This is a genomic window from Arthrobacter sp. YAF16, from assembly GCF_052113385.1.
Taxonomy (GTDB): Bacteria; Actinomycetota; Actinomycetes; order Actinomycetales; family Micrococcaceae; genus Arthrobacter.
Window position 1 is genome coordinate 297,141 of record NZ_JBFRDC010000002.1, and the last position, 23,459, is coordinate 320,599.

At 69.3% G+C, this 23,459-nt stretch carries 21 protein-coding genes; 10 read left to right on the forward strand and 11 right to left on the reverse strand.

Going from position 1 to position 23,459, the window contains the following annotated elements:
- Window positions 1-191: 191 nt before the first annotated feature.
- The 4 genes from hpt to dacB all read right to left on the reverse strand — a co-directional run bounded on the left by hpt (window position 192) and on the right by dacB (window position 4,708).
- On the reverse strand, window positions 192-743 hold the full coding sequence (gene hpt / locus AB4Y91_RS09040; RefSeq protein ID WP_441418145.1) for a hypoxanthine phosphoribosyltransferase: 552 nt from the start codon (window positions 741-743) through the stop codon (window positions 192-194).
- 29 nt (window positions 744-772) lie between these two features.
- On the reverse strand, window positions 773-1,810 hold the full coding sequence (gene tilS, locus AB4Y91_RS09045; RefSeq protein ID WP_441418146.1) for a tRNA lysidine(34) synthetase TilS: 1,038 nt from the start codon (window positions 1,808-1,810) through the stop codon (window positions 773-775).
- 98 nt (window positions 1,811-1,908) lie between these two features.
- Window positions 1,909-3,045: a zinc-dependent metalloprotease gene (locus AB4Y91_RS09050; RefSeq protein WP_441418147.1), complete on the reverse strand. Its 1,137-nt coding sequence runs from the start codon at window positions 3,043-3,045 to the stop codon at window positions 1,909-1,911.
- Between the two features lie 148 nt (window positions 3,046-3,193).
- Window positions 3,194-4,708, reverse strand: a complete 1,515-nt coding sequence (gene dacB, locus AB4Y91_RS09055) for a D-alanyl-D-alanine carboxypeptidase/D-alanyl-D-alanine endopeptidase (RefSeq protein WP_441418148.1) — start codon at window positions 4,706-4,708, stop codon at window positions 3,194-3,196.
- Window positions 4,709-4,861: 153 nt separating this feature from the next.
- On the opposite strand from dacB, the gene AB4Y91_RS09060 reads away from it, so the two are divergent.
- The 3 genes from AB4Y91_RS09060 (at window position 4,862) to AB4Y91_RS09070 (ending at window position 7,629) form a co-directional block, all read left to right on the forward strand.
- The gene (locus AB4Y91_RS09060; RefSeq protein WP_441418149.1) at window positions 4,862-5,350 is read left to right on the forward strand and encodes an inorganic diphosphatase; all 489 of its coding nucleotides are present in this window, start codon (window positions 4,862-4,864) and stop codon (window positions 5,348-5,350) included.
- 138 nt (window positions 5,351-5,488) lie between these two features.
- Window positions 5,489-6,811: a carboxylesterase family protein gene (locus tag AB4Y91_RS09065; RefSeq protein ID WP_441418150.1), complete on the forward strand. Its 1,323-nt coding sequence runs from the start codon at window positions 5,489-5,491 to the stop codon at window positions 6,809-6,811.
- Window positions 6,812-6,867: 56 nt separating this feature from the next.
- Window positions 6,868-7,629, forward strand: coding sequence for a DUF429 domain-containing protein (locus AB4Y91_RS09070; RefSeq protein ID WP_441418151.1), 762 nt, complete (start codon window positions 6,868-6,870; stop codon window positions 7,627-7,629).
- Between the two features lie 19 nt (window positions 7,630-7,648).
- On the opposite strand, the gene AB4Y91_RS09075 is transcribed toward AB4Y91_RS09070, so the two are convergent.
- Entirely contained in the window at window positions 7,649-10,054 is a 2,406-nt protein-coding gene (locus AB4Y91_RS09075; RefSeq protein WP_441418152.1) for a phosphoketolase family protein, read from the reverse strand.
- 198 nt (window positions 10,055-10,252) lie between these two features.
- On the opposite strand from AB4Y91_RS09075, the gene AB4Y91_RS09080 reads away from it, so the two are divergent.
- Window positions 10,253-10,852 (forward strand): hypothetical protein, encoded by a 600-nt coding sequence (locus AB4Y91_RS09080; RefSeq protein WP_441418153.1) that lies wholly within the window; start codon window positions 10,253-10,255, stop codon window positions 10,850-10,852.
- 36 nt (window positions 10,853-10,888) lie between these two features.
- Here AB4Y91_RS09080 and AB4Y91_RS09085 read toward each other — a convergent pair whose 3' ends face one another.
- Both AB4Y91_RS09085 and serS read right to left on the reverse strand, forming a co-directional pair.
- Window positions 10,889-11,737, reverse strand: coding sequence for an HAD family hydrolase (locus AB4Y91_RS09085; protein WP_441418154.1), 849 nt, complete (start codon window positions 11,735-11,737; stop codon window positions 10,889-10,891).
- 93 nt (window positions 11,738-11,830) lie between these two features.
- Window positions 11,831-13,111 (reverse strand): serine--tRNA ligase, encoded by a 1,281-nt coding sequence (serS, locus tag AB4Y91_RS09090; RefSeq protein ID WP_441418155.1) that lies wholly within the window; start codon window positions 13,109-13,111, stop codon window positions 11,831-11,833.
- 78 nt (window positions 13,112-13,189) lie between these two features.
- On the opposite strand from serS, the gene AB4Y91_RS09095 reads away from it, so the two are divergent.
- Window positions 13,190-14,317 (forward strand): diacylglycerol/lipid kinase family protein, encoded by a 1,128-nt coding sequence (locus AB4Y91_RS09095; protein ID WP_441418156.1) that lies wholly within the window; start codon window positions 13,190-13,192, stop codon window positions 14,315-14,317.
- A 26-nt stretch (window positions 14,318-14,343) separates the two neighbouring features.
- Here AB4Y91_RS09095 and AB4Y91_RS09100 read toward each other — a convergent pair whose 3' ends face one another.
- The 3 genes from AB4Y91_RS09100 to AB4Y91_RS09110 form a co-directional block, all read right to left on the reverse strand.
- Window positions 14,344-14,562 carry a hypothetical protein gene (locus AB4Y91_RS09100; protein ID WP_175323934.1) on the reverse strand — a complete coding sequence of 73 codons (219 nt, stop codon included), beginning with the start codon at window positions 14,560-14,562 and terminating at the stop codon, window positions 14,344-14,346.
- A gap of 92 nt (window positions 14,563-14,654) precedes the next feature.
- Entirely contained in the window at window positions 14,655-15,635 is a 981-nt protein-coding gene (gene pheA / locus AB4Y91_RS09105; RefSeq protein WP_441418157.1) for a prephenate dehydratase, read from the reverse strand.
- 14 nt (window positions 15,636-15,649) lie between these two features.
- Window positions 15,650-15,976 carry a rhodanese-like domain-containing protein gene (locus AB4Y91_RS09110; protein ID WP_175323936.1) on the reverse strand — a complete coding sequence of 109 codons (327 nt, stop codon included), beginning with the start codon at window positions 15,974-15,976 and terminating at the stop codon, window positions 15,650-15,652.
- A 109-nt stretch (window positions 15,977-16,085) separates the two neighbouring features.
- Here AB4Y91_RS09110 and AB4Y91_RS09115 point away from each other — a divergent pair, with 109 nt between their 5' ends.
- The 4 genes from AB4Y91_RS09115 to AB4Y91_RS09130 all read left to right on the forward strand — a co-directional run bounded on the left by AB4Y91_RS09115 (window position 16,086) and on the right by AB4Y91_RS09130 (window position 21,211).
- Window positions 16,086-17,555 carry an amidase gene (locus AB4Y91_RS09115; protein WP_441418158.1) on the forward strand — a complete coding sequence of 490 codons (1,470 nt, stop codon included), beginning with the start codon at window positions 16,086-16,088 and terminating at the stop codon, window positions 17,553-17,555.
- 81 nt (window positions 17,556-17,636) lie between these two features.
- A complete protein-coding gene (locus AB4Y91_RS09120) occupies window positions 17,637-18,749 on the forward strand; it encodes an alcohol dehydrogenase catalytic domain-containing protein (RefSeq protein WP_441418159.1) in 1,113 nt (370 codons plus the stop codon).
- A 126-nt stretch (window positions 18,750-18,875) separates the two neighbouring features.
- Window positions 18,876-20,345 (forward strand): peptide MFS transporter, encoded by a 1,470-nt coding sequence (locus AB4Y91_RS09125; RefSeq protein WP_441418160.1) that lies wholly within the window; start codon window positions 18,876-18,878, stop codon window positions 20,343-20,345.
- A gap of 5 nt (window positions 20,346-20,350) precedes the next feature.
- Window positions 20,351-21,211 carry a phosphotransferase gene (locus tag AB4Y91_RS09130; RefSeq protein ID WP_441418161.1) on the forward strand — a complete coding sequence of 287 codons (861 nt, stop codon included), beginning with the start codon at window positions 20,351-20,353 and terminating at the stop codon, window positions 21,209-21,211.
- Here AB4Y91_RS09130 and AB4Y91_RS09135 read toward each other — a convergent pair.
- Entirely contained in the window at window positions 21,201-21,662 is a 462-nt protein-coding gene (locus AB4Y91_RS09135) for a DUF4190 domain-containing protein (protein ID WP_441418162.1), read from the reverse strand. The genes AB4Y91_RS09130 and AB4Y91_RS09135 overlap by 11 nt on opposite strands.
- Before the next feature lie 132 nt (window positions 21,663-21,794).
- On the opposite strand from AB4Y91_RS09135, the gene pgm reads away from it, so the two are divergent.
- Window positions 21,795-23,456, forward strand: a complete 1,662-nt coding sequence (gene pgm / locus AB4Y91_RS09140; protein ID WP_441418163.1) for a phosphoglucomutase (alpha-D-glucose-1,6-bisphosphate-dependent) — start codon at window positions 21,795-21,797, stop codon at window positions 23,454-23,456.
- Window positions 23,457-23,459: the final 3 nt, after the last annotated feature.

The window sequence follows — 23,459 nt, forward strand, 5'->3', positions numbered from 1 at the left end:
CCCTCCTGGTAGTGCTGCACGGCGACCGATCTGCGCGCGTGTGGTGCTGCGTCAGGTTATAGCTATACACCGTCGCAGTAACTCACGCACGGTCAGGGCTAAAAGTTCCCTGTCGGCGTAGCGGAGGGCTGTGCGGGCGCAGACCAGACACAGCGTCGAGCCGGAGGGAAGCTGCCGGTGCGGTCCCCGGGTTACTCGTAGACGTGCGGCGCCAGGGTGCCCACGAAGTCCAGGTTGCGGTACTTCTCGGCGTAGTCCAGGCCGTAGCCGACGACGAATTCGTTGGGGATGTCATAGCCGACATACTTGACGTCGATCTGGACCTTGGCGGCGGTGGGCTTGCGGAATGCGGTGCAGATCTCCACCGAGGCGGGGCCGCGGGACTCCAGGTTGGTCTTGAGCCAGGAAAGCGTGAGGCCGGAGTCGATGATGTCTTCGACGATCAGGACGTCCTTGCCCATCAGGTCGGTGTCGAGGTCCTTGAGGATGCGGACCACGCCGGAGGACTGCGTGCCGGAGCCGTAGGAGGAGACAGCCATCCAGTCCATCGAGACGTGGCTGTGCAGCGCACGGGCCAGGTCGGCCATGACCATGACCGCACCCTTGAGCACACCGACGATCAGCAGATCGCGGCCTACGTAGTCCTTGTCGATCTGGGCAGCGAGTTCAGTGATCCGGGTCTGGATCTGCTCCTTGGAGTAGAGAACGTGCTTGAGGTCTGCCTGGACGTCGTTTGAATCCACCAATGGCTCCTGTGTAGATGCGGGTGCGACTATTCTTGGGGCGGTTTTTGAGGCCGGAATACAAGCTTCCCACAGCGGGCGCCCTCACGGGGAACGCCGGCGGGGGCGGACTGCCCGGCCGCGAGCAGCTGGGCGAGGGAGAGCCGGTAGACGCTCACGCCGCCGGGCAGCTCCACGGGTCCCGCGGATCCCTGCCGGCGAAGCAGCGCTTCGGCGGCCAGCAGCCGCTGGTAGCTGGGCTGTTGACCCCCGACGGCGGCGGCGGCCTTGGCGATCACCCGGAACCTGACGGCCGGCGCCAGTTCGCGGAGCGCGGCCTCGGGCAGGCTGAGCTCGGTCCCGGAGCGCTCCTGCAGGCGGCCAAAGGTGTCGTTGGCCACATCCTCGAGGTAGTCGGCGTCGAGCTGCAGGATCGCCGCCGTCCGGGCCAGCGACTCGGCCACCCCCGGTCCGAGCTTCTCCTCCAGCATCGGCAGCACCTCCACCCGGGTCCGGGACCGGGCGAAGGCGGGGTCCTCGTTGCTCGGGTCGTGCCACGGGTCCAGGCCTTCGACGGCGCAGATTTCCAGGGTGTCGGCCCGTCGCAGGCCCAGGAACGGCCGCAGCAGGCGGCCGCGGGCCGGCCGCATCCCGGCGAGCGAGCGGGTGCCGGAGCCGCGCGCCAGTCCCAGCAGGACCTGTTCGGCCTGGTCGTCCAGGGTATGGCCCAGCAGGACGGCCGCGGCGCCGGTATCGTCGGCGGCGGCCTCGAGGGCGGCGTGCCTGGCGTCCCGCGCGGCGGCCTCCGGGCCCATCCCGGCGGGGGCAACGTCAACGGTCCTGACCTGCACGGGGGCGAGTCCCAGCTCCCGCAGCGCCGCCGCTGTCGCCGCGGCCACCTCCGCGGAACCGGGCTGAAGCTGGTGGTCCACGACGACGGCGCCGACGGAGATCGGGTGGCCGTCAACGTGGCCGCGGCGGGCGAAGTAGGCCGCGACGGCGGCAAGCGCCAGCGAATCCGGACCGCCGCTGCACGCCACAAGCACCCGCTCGGGGTAGCCGGCGTCGGCCAGGGCGTCCTGCAGCATCTTCCGCGCCTTGCCGACGACGGGCGCCAGCCGGCCGGGCCGTCGTCGTCCGCGGGAAGCCGCCGGGAGATCCGGGTGGGTTGGGGCCGGCACCCGGACTAGAGCCCCATCCGGTCGAGCCACAGCTTGGAGTCGTGGATTTCGGGCTCGGTGGGAAGGTGGTCGGCGGACTCCCAGACCTTGTTGAAGCCCTGCATCCCGGCGGCGTCCACCACTTCGCGGACGAACTTCGAACCGTCGCTGTACTGCCGCATCTTCGCGTCCAGCCCGAGCAGGCTGCGGATGAACTTCTCGATGGCGCCGCGGTCCGTGCCGCGGGCGTTGAAGCGCTGCCGGATGGTCTTGACCGAGGGGACGATGCTGGCGTCCACCGCATCCATGACCACGTTGGCGTGGCCTTCCAGCAGGCTCATGACGGCGGTCAGGTGCGAGATCGCCGCCCGTTCCGCCGGGTCCTGCAGGAGGTCCAGGATTGCCCCGCGGCCGGGGGCGGCGCCCGAGCCGGCCCGGTCCTTGAGGGCCTTCGCGGCCGCCGCGGCACGTTCCATGATCGAGTCGACGTTGCCCAGCAGGTGTTCACTGAGGTCCTCGATTTGTTCCAGCATGTGGTGGCGCAGCCAGGGTGCGGCCGCGAACTGCACGCGGTGGGTCTGTTCGTGCAGGCACACCCAGAGCCGGAAATCCTCGGGCGCGACGTTGAGCTCGCGCTCCACGGAGATGATGTTGGGCGCCACCAGCAGCAGCCGGCCCGCGGCGGGGGCGGTGGAATTCTCGGCCAGCGCCGAGAACGGGTCGTACTGGCCGAGGACCTTGCTGGAGAGGAACGCCAGGATCGCGCCCAGCTGGCTGCCGGTGATCGCGCCGCCGACGCTCGCGGCGCCCGGGCTGACGGTCCCGCGCCGGCTTTCGAGCATCTTCTCGATGGCGGGCTGCAGCATCACGGCAAAGCTCTGTGTGTTTGCCTTGGCCCACGAGGCGCGGTCCACCACCAGGACGGAGGAGTCCCGCAGGTCGCGGGCGGCCTCGAGGCCGGTGATGTCGTGCACGTGCGGAACGGAGATGTCTGCCATCAGGCGCAGGTTCTCGACGGCGGCGCCGATCTCCGCGGACCCGAGCGAGGGACCGGCCGGGGTGAGGCGCGCGGCCGTGGACGCGGCGAGCTCCCAGTTGATCAGGGCCTGGGCTGGTGTTTGGCCTGGTGCCTGGGCAGATGTCTCGCGCGAAGAGGACTCCATAGCCCCATCAGATCACAGCGGAGCGGGGAAGCGCCTTAAATTCGTCGGGCGGCGAACGGGCAGCCGGGACCCGCCGGTTAGATGGTTCCCCGCGGGTTAGGCGTTTCGAGTCGTCGAGTGCGCAGCGAACCGTCGAAACGGCGCGGCCTCAGCGGCAGCCGCAGGCGGCCAGGACCGAGGCTGTCCGGTCCAGGGCGGCCTTGTTGCCGGCCGCGCCGGGCGTCAGGCCGTTGCCGATGAAGGAGAAGACCAGCAGCCGGCCGTCGGCGTCCACGACGTAGCCGCTGAGTGCGATCACCGTGTTGAGCGTTCCGGTCTTGGCGCGGACCAGGCCCGCACCCCGGGAGGTGCTGGTATCCATGTACCGGTTGCCGAGTGTTCCGGTCAGCCCGGCCACCGGAAACCCGGCCAGGGCGGAGCGGAGGCGGGTGTCTGTGCCGGTGGTCATGGCACGGATCACGGCGGAGAGTTGCCGCGCCGAGACTTTGTTCTCCAGGGTCAGCCCGGCCAGGTCGGCGGCCCGGAGGGTGCCCGAAGGGACGTTCAGCTCCTCGAGCTGCTGCAGTACGGCGGCGACGGCGCCGTCGTTGCTGGCGGGTTTGCCGCTTGCCACCGCCACCATCCGGCCCATGACCTCGGTGAGGTAGTTGTCCGAGGTGCGCAGCATCAGGTCCACCTGCTGGCTGACGGTGGCGGACTGGACTTCGGCGAGGAGCTTGCCTGACTGTCCGCCGGCGTCCGCGGCGGGCTTCCGCCCGGCCGGCAGCCTTGCGACGTCGGGCGCCACGGTGAGTCCCGCGGCGGCGCCGGCGGCCGAGAGCCGGTCCGCGAAGGCCTCGGCGGCCGTCATGGCGGCGTCGCGGGGGCGGGGTCCGGTGGTGACGGCGGGGTCGAAGCGGGCCGAGTTCAGGGCCAGCGGAAACAGCGGCGCCACTTCGCCGGCCGCCACGTCATCCGGGCTCCAGGCCCGGCTCAGGGACGGTCCGCTGAAGAGGGAATCGTCCAGCAGGACGGTCACCGGACTGGCCACGCCGGCCTTCTGCAGCGCACGGACCGTGGACTGCGCGAGGGTGGCGAGCCCGGCGTGCCCCAGGACGGCATCCGGTGCGGACTCGCCTGCACCCAGCAGCACGTCTCCGCCGCCGGTCAGGACGACCGTGCCCGGCGTGGGTCCGGCCACAACCCTGGTGCTGAAGCGCCGGTCCGGGCCGAGGGTGCGCAGCGCGGCGGCGGCGGTGAGGAGCTTGATGTTGGAAGCGGGGGCGCGGACCTCGTCGGCGGCCCGGTCGAAGAGCACCTTCCCGGTGAGGGCATCCTGGACCAGGCCGCTGAAGGACCCGGCGCCGTCGGTCTTCAGCGTGGCGGTGAGCTGGGCGGCAACGGTGGCGGCATCCGGCACCGGCGCATCGGCGCTGAGCGGCCGCATGCCTCCGGCGGTTTCCGAGCCGCCGTCGGGAGCGCTGAGGGTGGCGGGCATCTGCTGCCACGGGCCCGCCGCTGCAGGTTCCGGGGGGAGGGCCGGGCCGCGGAATCCGGGACTGACCACCAGGCCCGCGGGGACGGCGAGCACCATGACCAGGAGGGTCAGGAGCAGCATCGGGACGATCCGCCCGAACCTTCCGGGCGCCGGAGCCGTGCCCTCACGGCTCGTTGTGCGTTTCATGCTGCTGCTGGTCCTTTAGTCCCGAAATGTCCCCACTAGTTCCTGAAACCAGGGCCTGTCGCTATATCCTCAATAATAGTCGGCGGCACCGGCACTGCTTTTTCTGCACGCCACGTGTGCCGCGCACCCCCTGAATCCGTCGAGGAGCATTCCATGAAGCATGACGTGACCATCGAGATCCCCAAGGGATCGCGCGTCAAGTACGAAGTCGACCACGAGACCGGCCGCGTCCGCCTGGACCGCGTCCTGTTCACCTCCATGCAGTACCCCACGCACTACGGCTTCTTCGAGAACACCCTGGGCGAGGACGGCGACCCGCTGGACGCACTGGTGCTCCTGCAGGACTTCGATCTGCACCCCGGCGTGATCGTCGAGTCCCGCCCGATCGGCGTCTTCAACATGACCGACGACGGCGGCGGGGACGCCAAGGTCCTCTGCGTGCCGGCCGATCCGCGCTTCGACCACATCAACGAGATCAGCGACGTCAGCGAATTCCTGATCAAGGAAATCGAGCACTTCTTCACCCGGTACAAGGACCTGGAGCCCGGCAAGTGGGTCAAGGCCGAGGGCTGGGGCGATCGCGCCGCGGCCGAGGCCGAACTCGAAGCGTCGATCAAGCGCTTCGTCCCGCACACGCACTAACGCCTCCGCAGCACCAACGCGGGGTCACTTACCGCCGATCCGGCCGACGGATATGGGCGGTAAGTGACCCCGCGTTGCTGTTTGAGCGCAGATGACCGCTGGCAGCCGTGGGTCAGGAAAGTGTGAAATCGTTGGTTCATGCATGAACCAACCTTTAGCCCGCCCTGCGGCCCGGTCTCCGGGTGGCGGGACGGCGACGTGGTGCGTGCCACGGGTATTCCGTACGCCACCGCGGCGCGTTTCCAGCCCCCGGCGGGTGCGCCCGACTGGAGCGAAACCCTCGCGGCCACGAACCTCTCCCCCGCCTGCCCGCAGGCGCCGGTCCCGTTCCTGGACGACATTCTTGGCACCCGCTACGGCGAACTCCCCGGCAGCGAGGACTGCCAGCGGCTCTCGATCACCATGCCGAAGGACCTGCGCGACGGCGAACGCGTGCCGGTCATGGTGTGGCTGCACGGCGGCTCCTACACCTCCGGTTCCGGCGACCTGGCAATCTTCGACCCCAAGGCGCTCGTCGCCGAAAACCGCGTCATCGTGGTCTCCGTGACGTACCGCCTGGGCCTGTTCGGTTACCTGGCCACCGGCACCGGCCGGCCCGCCAACCTCGGCCTGCTGGACCAGCTCGAGGCGTTCCGCTGGGTGCAGCGCAACATCGGCGCCTTCGGCGGCGACCCGGGCAACGTCACGGCTTTCGGTCAATCTGCCGGAGGCGACGCCGTCGCCCACCTGATGGCGACGCCGGAGGCCCCCACCCTGTTCCAACGCGCCATCATCCAGAGCGCGCCGCTTGGCATTACCCGCGGCCGGGACAAGATGAGCCGCGCCATGGGCGTCGCCGCGGAGGCCGTCAACGAAGACACCCCCGCGATGGAAGTCGTGGAGATCGAGGGGCACGTGTCGCAGGTGGCGCGGAAGTACGGGCTGATCGCGGCCATGCCCTTCGGCACCCAGTACGGGCATGCGCCCCTGCCGCCGGAGTCCGGGATTGAGGCCGCCTGGAACGCCACGGCACCCGGGATCGAGGTCCTGATCGGGCACACCTCCGAGGAAGCCCGGATGTTCCTGCCGCGCAACCCGGCGGTCAGCCGCTTGGCCAAGGTCCCCGTGCTCGGGCCCGCCGTCGTCAAGGCCATCAACTGGGCAGTGACCGAGGCGGTGTACGGCCGTTCCGCCAGGCGGTTCGCCCGCCGCCACACCCGGGCGGGCGGCACGGCCTACCGCTACGTGCTGTCCTGGGCCGCGCCGGGGAACTTCTACGGGGCGGCACACACCGTGGACCTGCCGCTGCTGTTCGGCGACCGGCGGACCTGGGAAGGTGTGGGGTTGGTCGCCGGAGCCAGCTGGGAGGAGATCAACGCCCAGGGCCGGGCCCTGCGTGCCGTGTGGGCCCGCTTTGCCTCGGGAAAGGGTCTGGAGAGCCGCGGCGGGATCCCCGGCGCGTTCCGGTACCGCGCTCTATGAGCCACAGGAAAGGTTGATGCCATGTCCACCTCGCTGAGCCCCCGGGCGGGCAGCGGATGTTGACCCTCGGCGTCGACCTCGCGGCGGCAACGAAGAAGACGGCGGCCGCCGTCGTCGAATGGAACAATGGCACCGCCCGCCTGGCGCACCTGGCGCTCGACGTCGACGACGACGAAATCGTCCGGCTCTTTGGCGCTGCGGATCTGGCCGGGATCGACTGCCCCGTGGGCTGGCCGGACGCCTTCCTGCCCTTCATTGCCGGGCACCTGGCCGGGGATCCGCACCCCGTGCTTGACCATGACGGAATCGAAGGCCGCCGGCTGCTGGCCTACCGGGACACCGACCGCTTCGTCACCGCCCGGACCGGGTTGATCCCGCTCAGCGTCTCAGCCGACCGGCTGGCGCACCCGGCGATGCGCTGCGCCGTCATCCAGGCCAAGATCGCCGTGGAGCACGGTCCCCAGGCGCGGGACGGCCGCGGCCGGCTGGCCGAGGTCTACCCGGCAGCGTCACTGAAGTCCTGGGGCCTGCTGGCCCGCGGCTACAAGGGGCGCGGCGGCGCGGAAACGCAGCGGCTGGGCGATCTCCTCCGCGGGCTCAGGCAGGCCGCCCCGTGGCTGGATCTGGCCGGGCACGGGGAGCAGCTGGCCGGTTCGGACGACATGTTCGACGCCGTCATCGCGTCCCTTACCGCGCGGGCCGTGGCCCTCGGCGCGACCATCCGTCCCGACGCCGCGCACGCCCGGGCCGCACGGACCGAGGGCTGGATCCATCTGCCCACCGGCGGGCTGTCCGCACTCACCGGCGGGCCGGCCTAGACCCGCCACCGCGGGCAGGCTATTCGCCGCCGAGGGTCCAGCCGCTGATCTCCTTCGCGTCCTCGCCGTGCTCCCTGGTGTGGTTGTGGGCCCGGATGCGCCGGTCCTGCAGCGACTGGCGCAGCAGCGAGTGCCGTTCGGCCAGCCCCGGCACCCGGTCAATTGCGTCGATGGCCAGCTGGTAGCGGTCGATCCCGTTGAGCATCGCCATGTCGAACGGCGTCGTCGTGGTGCCTTCCTCCTTGTAGCCGCGCACGTGCAGGCCCTCCTGGTTGGTGCGGCGGTAGGCCAGCCGGTGGATCAGCGAGGGGTAGCCGTGGTACGCGAAAATGATCGGCTTGTCCGCGGTGAAGATGCCGTCAAAGTCCCGGGAGGAGAGGCCGTGCGGGTGTTCGGCGGCGTCCTGGAGCCGCATCAGGTCCACCACGTTCACCACCCGGATCTTCAGCCCGGGTGCCCCTTCCTTGAGCAGTTCGGCCGCCGCGACGGTCTCCACCGTGGGGACGTCCCCCGCGCAGGCCAGGACGACGTCGGGCTCCTCGCCCGGGACCTCGGAACCGGCGAATTCCCAGATTCCCAGGCCGCGCTGGCAGTGGTGCGCGGCGTCGGCCGGTCCCAGCCAGGTGGGCGAGGGCTGTTTGCCGCTGACCACGATGTTGACGTAGTCCCGCGAACCGAGGCAGTGCTCCATCACCGAGAGCAGCGTGTTCGCGTCCGGCGGCAGGTAGACCCGGATGACCTCGGACTTCTTGTTCACCGCGTGGTCGATGAAGCCCGGATCCTGGTGCGAGAAGCCGTTGTGGTCCTGCTGCCAGACGTGCGAGGAGAGGACGTAGTTCAGCGAGGCGACGGGCTGGCGCCACGGCAGCTCGCGGTGCACCTTGAGCCACTTGGCGTGCTGGTTGAACATCGAATCGACAATGTGGATGAACGCCTCGTAGCAGCTGAACACCCCGTGCCGGCCGGTGAGCAGGTAGCCTTCCAGCCAGCCCTGGCACAGGTGTTCGCTGAGGACCTCCATCACCCGGCCGGCGCGGGCCAGGTGCTCGTCGACGGCCTCGATCCGGTACTGCCAGACCTTGTCCGTGACCTCGTAGACGTCCTGCAGCCGGTTGGACGCGGTCTCGTCCGGGCCGAAGAGCCGGAAGGTCTCCGGGTTGAGCGCTATCACGTCCCGCATCCAGGAGCCGAGGGTGATCATGGCGCTGACCCGCTCCCGGCCCGGCTGGGCGACCTCCACCGCGTGGTCGGCGTAGCCGGGCAGCTTCAGGTCGCGCAGCAGGATGCCGCCGTTGGCATGCGGGGTGGCGCTCATCCGCAGCTCGCCGCCCGGGGCGTTCGCGGCCACCTCCGGTCGGAGCCGCCCGGCGCCGTCGAACAGTTCCTCCGGGCGGTAGGACTCCAGCCACTGCCCGAGCTGGGCCAGGTGCTCGGGATTGGTGCGGACTTCGGCGAGTGGCACCTGGTGGCTGCGCCAGGTGCCTTCCACCTGCAGCCCATCAACCGTCGTCGGCCCGGTCCAGCCCTTGGGCGAGCGCAGCACGATCATCGGCCACGCGGCGGCGGGAGCGTCGTCACCGTTCCAGCCGCCGGCGCGCCGTTCGGCCTGGATGGCCCGTATTTCCGCCAGGCACTCGTCCAGCACCGCGGCAAAATCGCGGTGCGCCGCGGCGGTGTCCTCCGGGTCAGTGACGGTTACGAAGTGCGGCTTGTGGCCGTACCCGCGCAGCAGCTGCTCCAGCTGGGCCTCCGGCATCCGCGCGAGAATCGTCGGGTTGGCGATCTTGTAGCCGTTCAGGTGCAGGATCGGCAGCACGGCCCCGTCCGCCGCCGGGTCCAGGAAGTTGTGGGAGTGCCAGCTCGCGGCCAGCGGCCCGGTCTCCGCCTCGCCGTCGCCGATCACGACGGCGGTGATCAGCCGGGGGTTGTCGAACACCGTGCCGTAGGCGTGGGCCAGCGAGTACCCGAGTTCACCGCCCTCGTTGATGGAGCCCGGTGTTTCCGGGGCGGCGTGGCTGGGGATGCCGCCGGGGTAGGAGAACTGCCGGAACAGCTCGGCCAGCCCGTCCTCGTCCGGGCCCACGTTGCTGTAGATCTCCGAGTAGGTGCCCTCCAGCCAGCCGTTCGCCACCACGGCCGGTCCGCCGTGGCCCGGCCCGGCGACGAACAGCATCTCCTGCGAATCCCGGCGGATGACCCGGTTCAGGTGCGCATAGATGAAGTTCAATCCTGGAGTGGTGCCCCAGTGGCCGAGCAGGCGGGACTTGGTATCCCCGGCGCTCAGCGGCTCACGCAGCAACGGATTGGAGCGCAAATAGATCTGGCCTACCGAGAGGTAGTTGGCGGCCCGCCACCACCGGTCCACGAGGCCAAGTTCGTCCCTGCCCGCCGTCTCCGCGGTCCGCTGCCCTGTCCCCTGTTCCAACCCATTACCCACTGATGCACTCCGCCCCGGTCCGTGCCGCCGTCGGCAGCGTCTCCCCCCATCGCAACATCTCCCGGGACCAGAGACAAGCCCGCCGGGTGTCCCGGCGGGGGCCGCGGCGGGGTTGTTACGTGGCCGGCATCAGGCACACCCTGCGGGCTTGCCTCCCGTTTGCCACGCGGTAGTGTGGCATCCAGTATGTTCACGCTGACCATCAACCAAACCGACAGCCGGCGCGACGGCGACCGTGTGCCGCAGCTCCTCAAGGACCTGCGGCACATTCCGGCGCGCCTGGATTTCGACCGTTCCGTGGAGGACGAGGTCCAGGGCATCCTGGACTGCCCGCGTCAGGCCGTCGAGGCGGCGCTGATCGCCCTGCGGACGGGGGCCTGGTACGTCGGAATCGGCGTCGGCCCGGTCAACGAACCGCTGCCGAACCAGATCAAGGACGCGTCCGGCCACGGGCTCGTCTACGCCCGCCGCGCCGTGGACCGGCTGAGAAACGGCAAGGAACGCATCCCGGTGGCGGTGGAAGGCCCGTTCGCTGATCTGGCCGCGGAAGCCGAGGCCGTGCTGCGGCTGCTGGGCCACATTGTGCACGACCGGAGCGCCGCCGAGTGGCGGGTGCTGGACCTGCTGACCCCCGGCGTGCGCGGGCAGCAGAAGGCGGTGGCCGAGGAACTCGGCATCACCACGCAGGCCGTCAGCAAGGCCGTGGCCCGGGCGCAGTGGAACGAGGAACACGCGGCCCGGCCCGCCGCCGCCCGGCTGCTGGGCCTGATCCTCGACGTCCGCTAGGGCCGGCGCGCCCGCACCGGCGTCCGCGCCGGTGTCTTAGAGGAGGATGCTGCGCAGCACGTGGGCGGCGCCGTCGTCGTAGACCGAGTGGGTGACCTCGTCGGCGGCGGCGATCACCTCCGCGGGCGCCTGGCCCATCGCCACGCCGCGGCGTGCCCAGGTGAGCATCTCGATGTCGTTGCGGCCGTCGCCGACGGCGACCGTGCGGTGCGCCTCGATGCTCAGCCGTCCGCGCAGGTGTTCCAGGGCGCTGGCCTTGGTGACGCCGGCGGCGGCAATGTCCAGCCACGCCGTCCAGCCGACGGAGTAGGTGACGCCGGCGAGGCCCACGTGGCGGATGGCCGCGTTGAATTCCTCTGGCGTGTTCTCCGAACTGAACACCACGACGCGCACGGCGGTGGCCTCCAGCATGGTCTGGAAGTCGACACCGATTGCCTCGACGCCGAAGCTGGCGTCCTGGAAGCGTTCGGTGGAGAGGAAGTTGCCGTTCTCGTCCTCGAGCGCGTACTTGGCCGAGGGCAGCCGCTTGCGCAGCGCCCGGAGCGCCGGCCCGGGGTCGAAGGTGGCTTTGTGCAGCACCTCGTAGCCGTCGGCCAGTCCGGAATCCACGCGCAGCGTGACGCCGCCGTTGGAGCAGACCGCGTAGCCGCTTTCAATGCCGATGTGCTCGATGATGGGCAGCGTGGCGTTGAGCGAGCGGCCCGTCGCGATCATCACCTCGTGCCCGGCGGCCACCACGGCCTGGGCGGCTTCCCGGACGGGGACGGACATGTGCCCGTCATGGTCGACGAGGGTTCCGTCGACGTCGAGGGCGATCATCATTTTTTCGTTTGCATCTCGCTGGTCATCGTTGCCAGCGACTGAGGCTTCAGTCAATGTAGTCATCCAATAAGTAGAGCAGACACCGCCGACAGCTGCTAGGACGCGCGCCACAGCGGCACGTGAAGCGTCGGTGAACAGCTGCCGGCGGCGGGTGGGCTAGAGGACGGGGAAGACCGTCATGCCCCCGAGGTACTTTTGCAGCGCCGCCGGGACGTTGACCGAGCCGTCCGGGTTCTGGTGGTGTTCCAGGATGGCGACGATCCAGCGGGTCGTGGCGAGGGTCCCGTTGAGGGTGGCAACCGCGCGGGTGCCCTTGGTGGCGCCCTCCTCGTTCAGCACGCGTTCACGGATGTTGAGCCGGCGCGCCTGGAAGGTGGTGCAGTTGGAGGTGGAGGTCAGCTCGCGGTAGGCGCCCTGGGTGGGGACCCAGGCTTCGCAGTCGAACTTGCGGGCCGCGGAGGTGCCAAGGTCGCCAGCGGCGGTGTCGATCACGCGGTAGGGCAGTTCGCACTTGGCCAGCATTTCCTCTTCCCAGGCCAGCAGGCGGGCATGCTCGGCAGCGGCCTCTTCAACCGTGGTGTAGATGAACATCTCCACCTTGTTGAACTGGTGGACCCGGATGATGCCGCGGGTGTCCTTCCCGTGCGAACCGGCCTCGCGGCGGTAGCAGGAGCTCTGCCCGGCGTAGCGGATCGGACCGCCGGAGAGGTCCAGGATCTCGTCGGCGTGGTAGCCGGCCAGGGCCACCTCCGAGGTCCCCACAAGGTAGAGGTCGTCCTCCGCGAGGCGGTAGATCTCGGCGTCGTGCTTGACGTCGAAGCCGGTACCCTGCATGGTTTCGGGCCGCACCAGCGTCGGGGTGATCATGGGCACGAAGCCGGCGTCGATGGCCTGCTCCATGGCCATCTGAAGCAGTGCCATTTCCAGCCGGGCGCCCACACCGCGCAGGAAGTAGAAGCGTGAACCGGAGACCTTGGCCCCGCGCTCCATGTCGATCGCACCGATCAGTTCGCCGATTTCGAGGTGGTCTTTCGGCTCAAAGTCGGGGAATTCGCGGGGCGTCCCCACCGTCTTCACCACAACGTAGTCGTCCTCGCCGCCCGCCGGAACCCCGTCCTCGACCAGGTTGGGAATGCCGCGCAGCAGCTCCTCCTGGGCGGACTGGGCGACGTCGGCCTCGGCCGAGGCTTCCTTGACCGAGGCCGCAAGGACCTTCACCTCGGCGAGCAGGGCCTGCTTTTCCTCGCCCTTGGCCTGCGCCACCTTCTTGCCGAAGGCGTTTTGCTCGGCGCGCAGGTTTTCAAAACGGATCAGCGCCGCGCGCCGGGCCGAATCCGCGGCGATGATCGCGTCCACCACGGATTCATCGGCGCCACGGGCGCGCTGGCTGGCACGGAACTTGTCCGGATTTTCGCTGAGGTCTTTTACGTCGATCACCAGATAAGAGTATCGAATCCGGGGGCCGCCCTTCGGCAGTCCTGCCGCGGCGGACACGCGGGATAGTGTTGGAGCAACATGCGCGACTGGCTGCTCTACCTCGTCATCGCTGGAGCCCTGGTATTTGCCGTCTCCAGCTGGTGGGGTGTGCGCCGGTTGAAGGCCAAGCACACGCGCAGTGCCGTCTGGGAAGAAACGCACAACCCGGGCCTGGTCAGGCAAAAGGTCGCCGTCGTGATCAATCCGATCAAGTCCAGGTCCGCGGAGGCCCGGGTCCTGGTCGAGAGCGCCTGCCTGGCGGCCGGCTGGGAGGCCCCGCGCTTCTTCGAGACCACCGCCGAGGACCCCGGCTTTTCGCAGGCCCGTGCCGCCGTCGAGTACGGGGCCGACGTCGTCCTGGTGGGCGGCGGCGACGGCACCGTCCGCGTGGTGGCGGACGTCCTGGCGCACACGGATATCGCCATGGGCCTCTTGCCGCTGGGCACCGGGAACCTGCTGGCCCGCAACGTCCACCTCGACATCGGGGACCTGCACGGCTGCGTGGAGATTGCGCTGTTCGGACACCAGCGCTTCATCGACACCGCCCGCATGAGGGTAGAGAACGCCCGGACCGGGCAGTCCGCGGACCATGCCTTTTTGGTGATCGCCGGGATGGGCATGGACGCCGAGGTGGTGGGGGACACCAACGACGGGCTCAAGAAGGCGGTGGGCTGGCTCGCCTACACCGAGGCCGGTGTGCGGCACCTTCCCGGGCGCCGCAAGAGGGTCTCCATCGCCCTTGACGACCAGCCGGAGCAGTCCCGGAAGATCCGCAGCGTGCTGTTCGCGAACTGCGGGCTGATCCCCGGCGGAATCGATTTCATCCCGCAGGCCATGATCGACGACGGCATGCTGGACGTGGTGGTGATGAGCCCGCGCAGCGCGATCGGCTGGCTGGCGATGTACTGGAAGATTGTGCTGAAGCACAAAAGAAACTTGCCGGTGATGACGTATTACCGCTCCGGCAAGATAGTGATCAAGTGCGCCGAACCGATGCCCACACAGGTCGACGGCGATCCGTCCGGCGAGGCCACCACCGTCACCGTCCGGGTGGCCCCCCGCTCGCTGCTGGTCCGGGTTAGGGAGGACCCCGCCCGCGAGGAACTGCCCCATGGCGGCGGGGCGGCCGGCAAGTCCCGGAGCAGCCAGGCCCGGCACCTGCCATGACCCGGCCGGCTTAGCGGGCTTCCTTCTTAGCTGGCTTCCTTTTTAGCGTCGGCTTCCTTCTTCGCGTCCGCGGCTGCCTTGGCGGCGCGTGCCTCCGACTGCTCGCGGATCATCGCCTGCTCCTCCTCGAAGCGCAGCCGGTCCGCACGGTCGGCGTCGTCGCCGTCCCAGTCCTGGTTTTCGGCCGTCGGTTTGGGATTGACAATCATTCCCTGGCCGTCATTTTCTGTGCTGGTGCCAGCCATGACCCGCTCCTTCCGGTAGAGGACTACCCCAATAGATCAGGCAAGCATACGCACAGTTTCCAAGGGGTGGAAGTGCCGCATGTGGCATTTGCCTACGCTGTGGGCGAAGCCTGGGGCTTATATTCCTGAACTACAGATGCCCCCGTGAGTATGTCTTCGACCCATGCATGGGCGGCCCGGAATGCCTGGTCGGAGGTGTGCGGCGCCACCTCGGCGCGCTGGCCGTCAGCCCGGCCGTAGGAGCCAAGGAAGCGTGTCGCCGGACTGATCCGGTGCAGTCCGGCCAGCGCGTCGGCCACCCGGGCGTCGCCCACATGGCCGTCCGCGTCGATGCTGAAGAAGTAGTGGCCGAGGTACTGGCCGGTGGGACGGGATTCGATCCGGCTCAGGTTCACGCCCCGGGTGGCGAACTGATCCAGGATTTCCATCAGCGCGCCTGGCCGGTCTTCCGGCAGCGGGACCACCACCGTGGTCTTGTCCGCGCCGGTCCGTTCCGGCAGCACTCCGGGGCGCCCCACCAGCACGAACCTGGTCACCGCGCCGGGGTTGTCGCCGATGTTTTCCGCGAGCACCGCCAGGCCGGGCTGCTCGGCCGCGACGATGGGCGCACAGATGGCGGCGTCGTAGTGCGGGACATCCTCCAGCAGGCCCATTGCGGCCGCGGCGGTGGAGGATCCCGGGATGTATTCCGCATTCGGCATATTGGCGTCGACCCAGAGCCGGCACTGCGCCCAGGCGTGACCGTGGGTGGACACCCTGCGAATGTCCTCGATCCGCAGGCCGGGCCTGGCCACCAGCACGAAGCTGATCGGCACCAGGGCCTCGCGGAGGATCCGCAGTTCCTGGCCGGTGGCAATCGCGTCGAGGGTTGCCGTGACGCCGCCCTCCACGGAGTTCTCGATCGGCACCATCGCCGCGTCGGCCGAACCGTCGCGGACCTTGTCCAACGCGGTGTTGACGTTCGAGGAGGGGATGCGGATGGCCTCCGCGGCGCCTGGCACCTGCATCAACGCCGCCTCGGTGAACGTGCCTTCGGGGCCGAGGAAGGTATAGGTGACAGTTGACGCGGACATGGTTCTTCTTTCGTTTACAGGATGACGGGCTTGAGCCCGTTGTCGGACACGAGCGGCAGGCCGTTCTCGAGCCACTGGTCCATGCCGCCGGCCACGTTCAACGCTGAGTAGCCATGGCCGACGAGCCACTGCGCAGCGCGGAAGGAACGTCCGCCGGTGCGGCAGATGACATACAGGTCCTCGTCCGGATCCAGTTCGTCGAGCCGGGCCGGGAGCTGGTCGAGGGGAATGTGGACGGCGTGCTCGGCGTGGCCGGCCGACCATTCGTAGTCCTCGCGTACGTCCAGGATCCGCGCCGCTTCGGGAATGTCGGAAACGGTCACGGTGTCGATGTCGCTCATGGTCGTCCTCTCCGCTGAAATCAAGGTCTGCCTCCAGCGTATCGCCAGCGATCGGGGCCGGGGCCAAACAGGTGGCAGGTTACGCTTCTGGAGAGCGCAAAGGAGACCATTGGCTGAGATCCACGAGTTGTCCGCCGTCGCGCTCCGCGACGCCCTGCGCTCCGGCGAGCTCTCCGCGCGCCAGGCCGCGGCGCACTTCCTGGACCGCATCGCGGCCGACAACCCGCACCTTGGCGCATTCATCACCGTCACCGCAGAGCAGGCCCTCCAGGACGCCGACGCGGCGGACCGCCGGCATGTACGCGCGGCGGACGACGAACGCAGGGCGGCCCTGCCGCTGCTGCACGGCATGCCGACCGCGTTCAAGGACCTGACCGACGTCGCCGGCGTGGTCACCACGCACGGCAGCGCCGCCCTGGAGCACAAGCCCGCCGCCGACGACGGCGCCCTGGCCGCCACACTGAAGGGCGCCGGCGTCATCTCGCTGGGCAAGACGCAGGTCCCGGAATTCGGGCTGACAGCCTACAGCGAGAACCGGATCGCCCCGCCCTCACGCAACCCGTACGCGCTGAGCCGCAGCTCCGGCGGTTCCTCCGGCGGCAGCGCGGCCGCCGTGGCCGCCGGCCTGCTTCCCTTCGCCCCGGGATCCGACGGCGGCGGGTCCATCCGCATCCCCGCCGCCGCCTGCGGCCTGGTGGGACTGAAACCGGGCCGCGGGCTGGTCCCGGCCGGGGAAAGCACCGGCGACCCCGCCGGGCTGGTGGTCGCCGGTCCGCTGGCCCGTTCCGCGGCGGACGCCGCCCTGATGCTCGACGCGCTGGTCCCGCCGCCACCAACCCGCCAATCACCCGGAGAACGGGCCGGAGAACCAGCCGGCCGCCGGCGCAGCTACCTGCAACTGGCCGGCCAGGAGCCACCCCCGCTGCGGATCGGCGTCAGCCTGGACAGTCCATGGCAGGCCGTCTTCCCTTACACCCCGGACCGCGAAGCCCTCGATGCACTCCAGACCGGCATCAGGCTGCTGGAGGCGGCCGGGCACGAGACCGGCGAGGCCGCCATCCGCTATGACAACCGCTACCCCGGCGCGTTTACGACGGCGTGGACCGCCGGCGTCGGGAGCGCCCGCATCGCGCCGCAGCGCGAGGCCCTCCTGACCCCGCTGACCCGCACCTTCCGGCGGCGCGCCCAGCAGCGCAGCGCGGCGAAGCTGAACGAGGCCCTCGGGTTCCTGCGCCAGTTCCAGCGGGACACTGTTGCCCAGTTCTCGGCCTGGGACCTGGTGCTGAGCCCGACATTGGCTCAAACGCCCCGGCCGGTGGGCTGGTTCACCGGCGCCGCGCACGGCGACGGCTACTGGCCCGCCGAGTGGCCCGCCGACGCGGACGACGACTACCGCAAGCAGTGCGAGTTTGCCCCGTGGTCCTCGCTGGTCAACGTCTGCGGGCTTCCCGCAATCAGCATTCCGGTGCACTGGACCGGCGGGCCGCCCGGCGCCGGCCTGCCGATGGGAATCCAACTGGTCGGCCCGATGGGATCCGAGGCGCTGCTGCTGCAGGTGGCCGGGCAACTCGGCCTTTAAGCTGCCCCCGCGGGGATTACCCCGGCCGCGGCCGCGTGGGGTTTACTGGTGCCAACGCGGTTAACGACACGAGAGGGATCGATGAAGATCACCGGTGCAGTACTGGAGGAAATCGGCCGCCCCCGGCCCTTCGCGGAGTCCAAACCGATCAGTATCGCGGAGCTGGAGCTCTCCGCCCCCGGACCGACGGAAATCCTCGTCCGGCTCGAGGCGGCCGGCATCTGCCACTCGGACCTCAGCGTCGTCGACGGCAACCGGGTGCGCCCGGTGCCGATGCTGCTCGGCCACGAAGCGGCCGGCCGCGTCGTCGAGGTCGGCGCCGACGTCACCGACCTGCAGCCCGGCCAGCGGGTGGTCATGTCCTTCCTGCCGCGCTGCGAGCAGTGCGCCAACTGCGCAGCGGACGGCCGGCTGCCCTGCACCGCCGGTTCCAAGAGCAACAACGAGGGCACCCTGCTGCACGGGTCCATGCATTTGAGCCGCTCCGGAGAACCGATCTTCCACCACCTCGGCGTTTCCGGTTTCGCCAGCCACGCCGTCGTGGACCGGGCCTCCGCGGTGCCGGTCGGCGACGACATCCCGGCGGACATCGCCGCCGTCCTGGGCTGCGCGGTGCTAACCGGAGGCGGCGCAGTGCTGAACGCCGCCAAACCCCGGCCCGAGGACAGCATCATGATCGTGGGACTTGGCGGCGTCGGCATGGCCGCGCTGATCACTGCGGTCTCCCAGGGCCTCTCCCGGATCGTCGCCGTCGACACCCTGGACGAGAAACTGGAGCACGCCCGCCGCCTCGGCGCGCACGAAACGTACACCCCGCAGCAACTGGCCGAACAAGGCATCAAAGCCAAATTCGTCGTCGAATGCGCCGGCAGCGCGCGGGCGTTCGAGACCGCTTTCGCGGCCACCGACGTCGGCGGCACCACGATCACGGCCGGGCTGCCCTCTCCCGACGCCCGCGCGCAACTCTCCCCGCTGACCATCACTGCGGAGGCCCGCACAATCATTGGCAGCTACCTCGGCTCGGCCGTGCCGGCCCGGGACATTCCCAAGTACGCGCAGCTGTGGCGGGACGGGAAGCTGCCGGTCGAGGAGCTCATTTCCTCCCGGATCGCGCTGGCGGACATCAACCAGGCCATGGACCAGCTCGCCGACGGCAAGGCCGTCCGCCAGGTCATCATGTTCGACGCCGGCTAGCCTGGCCGCGGGGTCCCCTTCGGCCGACGCTCCCGGCAAAGCGGGTCCGCGAAACACCCTCGAATTGACTTGCCCCGGAGCGCCGCGGATGTGACAATCGCGCGCCGCGGTGTCAGCATTAAGTAAATGAGCACAACTCATTTAGCCAATCCCCCCGCTACAACGCCGGGCGATACCTCGTTTTTTGGCCACCCGAAAATGCTGGCCAGCCTCTTCTCCGTAGAAATGTGGGAGCGCTTCTCCTTCTACGGAATGCAGGGGATCCTCCTCTACTACATGTACTTCACGGCCGCTGAAGGCGGCCTCGAAATCAACAAGGCCCTCGCCGCCAGCCTGGTCGGCGCCTACGGTGGCGGCGTATACCTCTCGACCATCCTGGGCGCCTGGCTCGCGGACCGGCTTTTCGGCTCCGAGCGTGTGCTCTTCGGTTCCGCGGTCATGATCATGGCCGGCCACATCGCCCTGGCCCTTATCCCCGGGATTCCGGGCCTGATCGCCGGCCTCGTGCTGGTGGGCGTGGGATCCGGCGGCTTGAAGGCCAACGCCACCGCCCTGGTCGGAAGCCTGTACCGCGAGAAGGACGAACGCCGCGACGCCGGCTTCTCCATCTTCTACATGGGCATCAACGCCGGCGCCCTGATCGGCCCGCTGGTCACCGGCTGGCTCCAGGAAAGCCAGGGCTTCCACTGGGGCTTCGGTGCCGCCGCCGTCGGCATGGCCGTCGGACTGGCCATCTACGCCCTGGGCCGCAACAAGCTGCCCGAAGAGGCCCACCGGGTGCCCAACGCGCTGCCCGCAGCCGAACGCACCAAGTACGGACTGCTCTTCGCCGTGATCGCCGCGATCATCGCCGTGCTGCTGGCGACCGGCGTCGTCAACGCTGACAACCTCGCCATGTCCATGGCGTACGCGGCCATCGGCGCGTCGGTGCTCTACTTCGTCCTGATCTTCAGCAGCAAGAAGGTCAACGCCACCGAGCGAAGCCGGGTCGCGGCGTTCATCCCGCTGTACATCGCCTCCGCCGCGTTCTGGGCGCTCTTCCAGCAGCAGTTCACCTTCATCGCCGTGTACTCGGAGGAGAAGCTGGACCGGAACCTGTTCGGCTGGGAAATGCCGGCCGCCTGGGTCCAGTCCATCAACCCGGTGTTCATCATCATCTTCGCCGGTGTTATGGCTGCCCTGTGGACCCGCCTGGGACGCAAGCAGCCCGGATCGGCCCTGAAGTTCTCGATCGGCCTCTTCGTGATGGGCCTGGCCTTCCTGGCGTTCATCCCGCTGGCCGGCGACGGCAAGACGCCGCTGCTGGCGTTGGTGGGGATCCTGCTGCTGTTCACGCTGGCGGAACTGTTCCTCTCCCCCATCGGCCTGTCCGTGACGACCAAGCTGGCGCCCAAGGCCTTCCACACGCAGATGGTTGCCTTGTTCTTCCTCTCGGTCTCGCTGGGCACCACGCTGGCCGGCATGCTCTCGGGGCTCTACAACCCCGACGACGAACTGCCGTACTTCATCGGCGTCGGCGGCACGGCGATGCTTCTGGCCGTCGGCCTGGCTGCGGCCTCGCCGGCCATCAAGAAGCTCATGGGCGGCGTACGCTGAGCTAAATGAGCATCCGATATCGCCCGCCGGTTGAGGCGCGCGTCTACGTCCCCGCCCCCGGCGAGGCGTCCGACGTCGAACTCATGCCGGTGGGCGATGTCACTGAAGGCGTGGTGCGGGTCGGCGGGACAATCCGCCGACCGCACCAGCCGCAGAGCCTCGCCGTCGCAGGCTACCTCGACTGGCTCGAAGATGCCGGATTCGACGGCTCGCCGCGGTTCCTGGGCCGGGACGAGGAGGGCAGGGACGTGCTGACCTTCCTGCCGGGACAGTGCGCCGGGCCGGTGCCCGAGGCCTGGGTCCAGTCCGAGGAGCTGCTGGCCTCGGTGGCCCGTTTGCTGCGCCGGCTGCACACCGCCTCTGCCGGTTTCATGCCGGCCACCCACCCGTTTCCGCCCCGCTACATCCCACCGGTCGCCGTCAGGCAGGACCCCGCGGAGCTCGTGTGCCACCTGGACGTCACGCCGCAGAATGTGGTGGTCCGGGACGGCCTGGCCGCCGGGCTGGTGGACTTCGACCTCGCCGGACCCAGCACGGCGCTCAGGGATTCCTTCAACACTGCCATGCACTGGACGCCGCTCCGCGACCCGGCGGACGTGTGGCCCGGCTGGGAGGGAGTGGACCCGTTCCGGCGGCTCCGTATCTTCGCCGATGCCTACGGCTGGGACCAGGACGAACGACGCCGGGTGCCGGGGCTGGGCATCGAGGCCGCGTCGCTGAGCTATGAACGGATGGCACACAACGCTGCCACGCTCGGCGGCGGCTGGGCCCGGATGTGGGACGACGGCGTGGGCGGGCTGATCCTCCGCCGTCGCGGCTGGCTGGAGGCCAACGCTGAGCAGCTGGTGGCCGCTCTTACCGGGTGATGAAGTCCGCGTTCGCGAAGGCGACCCCCAGGATCACAACCACCAGCAGGGTGATGGCGATTGCGGCATAACCAAGGACCAGTCCCGCGATAGCCAGGCCCTTGCCGCCCGGCTCGCGGTGCAGCGCCAGGTGGCCGAGGACGACGGCGGCCAACTGCGGGAGCAGGAAGAAGCCGAAGCCGAGGAACGACGCGATGCCGCAGCACAGGCTCGCGATACTCAGGCCCCTAGGCGCGGGAGCCACGCCGTAGTAATACGGCTGGCCGTAAGCGTCCGCGTACGGCCCGGCCGGCTGGCCGTAGGCGGCGTAACTGCCGGCCGGCTGGCCGAGGTGCGGGGCTGCCGTCGGCATCGGCGGAACATGGCCGTCGCCACCGTATGGCGGACGATACGGCGGCGGCTGGTAGCCTCGGTGCGCCTCGTCATACCCGGACGTGGGCTGCTCGGTCATGGAAATCCCCTCTGACGTGTGTACGTCAAGATTAGCGCCGCGCCGTTTCCCCCAGCCGGACGCGCGGCGTCACAGCGGTCCGATTCGGGCGAAACCATGTCGCGGCACCCCCTCGTCTGGCATGCTGGAGCCATGGCTAGCCGCGCGGGCACAGTTGCCCAACCCCAAGACCTTGTTGACCTCACTGCGCTTCTGGACGCGTACTACGACGTTTCGCCGGATCTCGGCGACCCCGGGCAGCGGGTCGCCTTCGGCACCTCCGGGCACCGGGGCTCAAGCCTCAAGGCGTCGTTTAACGAACCGCATATCCTCGCGATCACCCAGGCGATCGTGGAATACCGGGCGGGCCAGGGCATCACCGGCCCCCTGTATCTCGCCAAGGACACCCATGCCCTGAGCGAGCCGGCGCAGAACTCCGCGCTTGAGGTGCTTGCCGCGAACGGCGTGCACGTGCTGATCGACGCCCGCCACGGCTACACGCCCACCCCGGCGTTGAGCCACGCCATCCTGACCCACAACAACAACTCCGCCGCAGGCGCGCCGCAGGCCGACGGCATCGTGGTGACGCCGAGCCACAACCCGCCCGGCGACGGCGGCTTCAAGTACAACCCGCCGCACGGCGGCCCGGCGGACACCGACGCCACAGGCTGGATCGCCAACCGCGCCAACGAACTGCTGGAGAACGGACTGCGCGGGGTCAAGCGGGTTCCGATCGCGGACGCCATGGCTGCCGGCACCACCGGCAAGTTCGACTTCCTGTCCAGCTACGTCGATGACCTGCCCTCGGTGCTGGACCTGAACGCGATCCGCGAGGCGGGCGTCCGGATCGGCGCCGACCCCATGGGCGGTGCGTCCGTGGACTACTGGGGCGAAATCGGCGAACGCCACCACCTGAACCTCACCGTGGTGAACCCGACGGTGGACCCGCAGTGGGCCTTCATGACGCTGGACTGGGATGAAAAGATCCGGATGGACTGCTCCTCGCCGTCGGCGATGGCCTCCCTGATCAACCGCATGGCTGTTGGTGCGGACGGGTCCGCACCCTTCGACATCGCCACCGGCAACGACGCCGACGCCGACCGGCACGGCATTGTCACGCCGGACGGCGGGCTGATGAACCCGAACCACTACCTCGCCGTCGCGATCGACTACCTGTACCGGCACCGCAACGGGTGGAACCCGCAGTCCGTTATCGGCAAGACCCTGGTGTCCTCCTCGATCATCGACCGGGTGGCCGAAAGCCTCGGCCGGAAGCTCGTCGAGGTGCCGGTGGGCTTTAAGTGGTTCGTCCCCGGGCTGCTGTCCGGCGAGGGTGCCTTCGGCGGGGAGGAATCCGCCGGCGCGTCGTTCAACAAAATGGACGGCAGCGTCTGGACCACGGACAAGGACGGCATCCTGCTGGCGCTGCTGGCGTCCGAGATCACGGCGGTGACGGGCAAGTCGCCGTCGCAGCTGTACAAGGGCCTGACCGACAAGTTCGGCGACCCCGTCTACGCCCGGATCGACGCCGCCGCAACGCGCGAGCAGAAGGCCGCCCTGGGCAAGCTGTCGCCGTCGGACGTCACCGCGACGGAACTGGCCGGCGAAACCATCACCGCCAAACTGACCGAGGCGCCCGGCAACGGCGCTGCCATCGGCGGATTGAAAGTGGTCACCGAGAACGCCTGGTTCGCGGCCCGGCCGTCGGGCACCGAGGACGTATACAAGATCTACGCCGAGTCCTTCAAGGGCGCGGAGCACCTGAAGCAGGTGCAGGCCGAAGCCAAGGCCCTGGTGGACGGGGTTATTTCCTAGCCG

Bases quoted from the DNA above. Each gene is read 5' to 3' on its own strand.
- pgm (WP_441418163.1), top strand. From the start codon at position 21,795: ATGGCTAGCCGCGCGGGCACAGTTGCCCAACCCCAAGACCTTGTTGAC.
- tilS (WP_441418146.1), bottom strand. From the start codon at position 1,810: ATGCTGCAGGACGCCCTGGCCGACGCCGGCTACCCCGAGCGGGTGCTT.
- AB4Y91_RS09110 (WP_175323936.1), bottom strand. From the start codon at position 15,976: ATGAGCGACATCGACACCGTGACCGTTTCCGACATTCCCGAAGCGGCG.
- AB4Y91_RS09065 (WP_441418150.1), top strand. From the start codon at position 5,489: ATGCATGAACCAACCTTTAGCCCGCCCTGCGGCCCGGTCTCCGGGTGG.
- AB4Y91_RS09130 (WP_441418161.1), top strand. From the start codon at position 20,351: ATGAGCATCCGATATCGCCCGCCGGTTGAGGCGCGCGTCTACGTCCCC.
- AB4Y91_RS09080 (WP_441418153.1), top strand. From the start codon at position 10,253: ATGTTCACGCTGACCATCAACCAAACCGACAGCCGGCGCGACGGCGAC.
- AB4Y91_RS09100 (WP_175323934.1), bottom strand. From the start codon at position 14,562: ATGGCTGGCACCAGCACAGAAAATGACGGCCAGGGAATGATTGTCAAT.
- AB4Y91_RS09085 (WP_441418154.1), bottom strand. From the start codon at position 11,737: ATGACTACATTGACTGAAGCCTCAGTCGCTGGCAACGATGACCAGCGA.
- pheA (WP_441418157.1), bottom strand. From the start codon at position 15,635: ATGTCCGCGTCAACTGTCACCTATACCTTCCTCGGCCCCGAAGGCACG.
- AB4Y91_RS09050 (WP_441418147.1), bottom strand. From the start codon at position 3,045: ATGGAGTCCTCTTCGCGCGAGACATCTGCCCAGGCACCAGGCCAAACA.
- dacB (WP_441418148.1), bottom strand. From the start codon at position 4,708: ATGAAACGCACAACGAGCCGTGAGGGCACGGCTCCGGCGCCCGGAAGG.
- AB4Y91_RS09120 (WP_441418159.1), top strand. From the start codon at position 17,637: ATGAAGATCACCGGTGCAGTACTGGAGGAAATCGGCCGCCCCCGGCCC.
- AB4Y91_RS09135 (WP_441418162.1), bottom strand. From the start codon at position 21,662: ATGACCGAGCAGCCCACGTCCGGGTATGACGAGGCGCACCGAGGCTAC.
- AB4Y91_RS09060 (WP_441418149.1), top strand. From the start codon at position 4,862: ATGAAGCATGACGTGACCATCGAGATCCCCAAGGGATCGCGCGTCAAG.
- AB4Y91_RS09125 (WP_441418160.1), top strand. From the start codon at position 18,876: ATGAGCACAACTCATTTAGCCAATCCCCCCGCTACAACGCCGGGCGAT.
- AB4Y91_RS09070 (WP_441418151.1), top strand. From the start codon at position 6,868: ATGTTGACCCTCGGCGTCGACCTCGCGGCGGCAACGAAGAAGACGGCG.
- AB4Y91_RS09095 (WP_441418156.1), top strand. From the start codon at position 13,190: ATGCGCGACTGGCTGCTCTACCTCGTCATCGCTGGAGCCCTGGTATTT.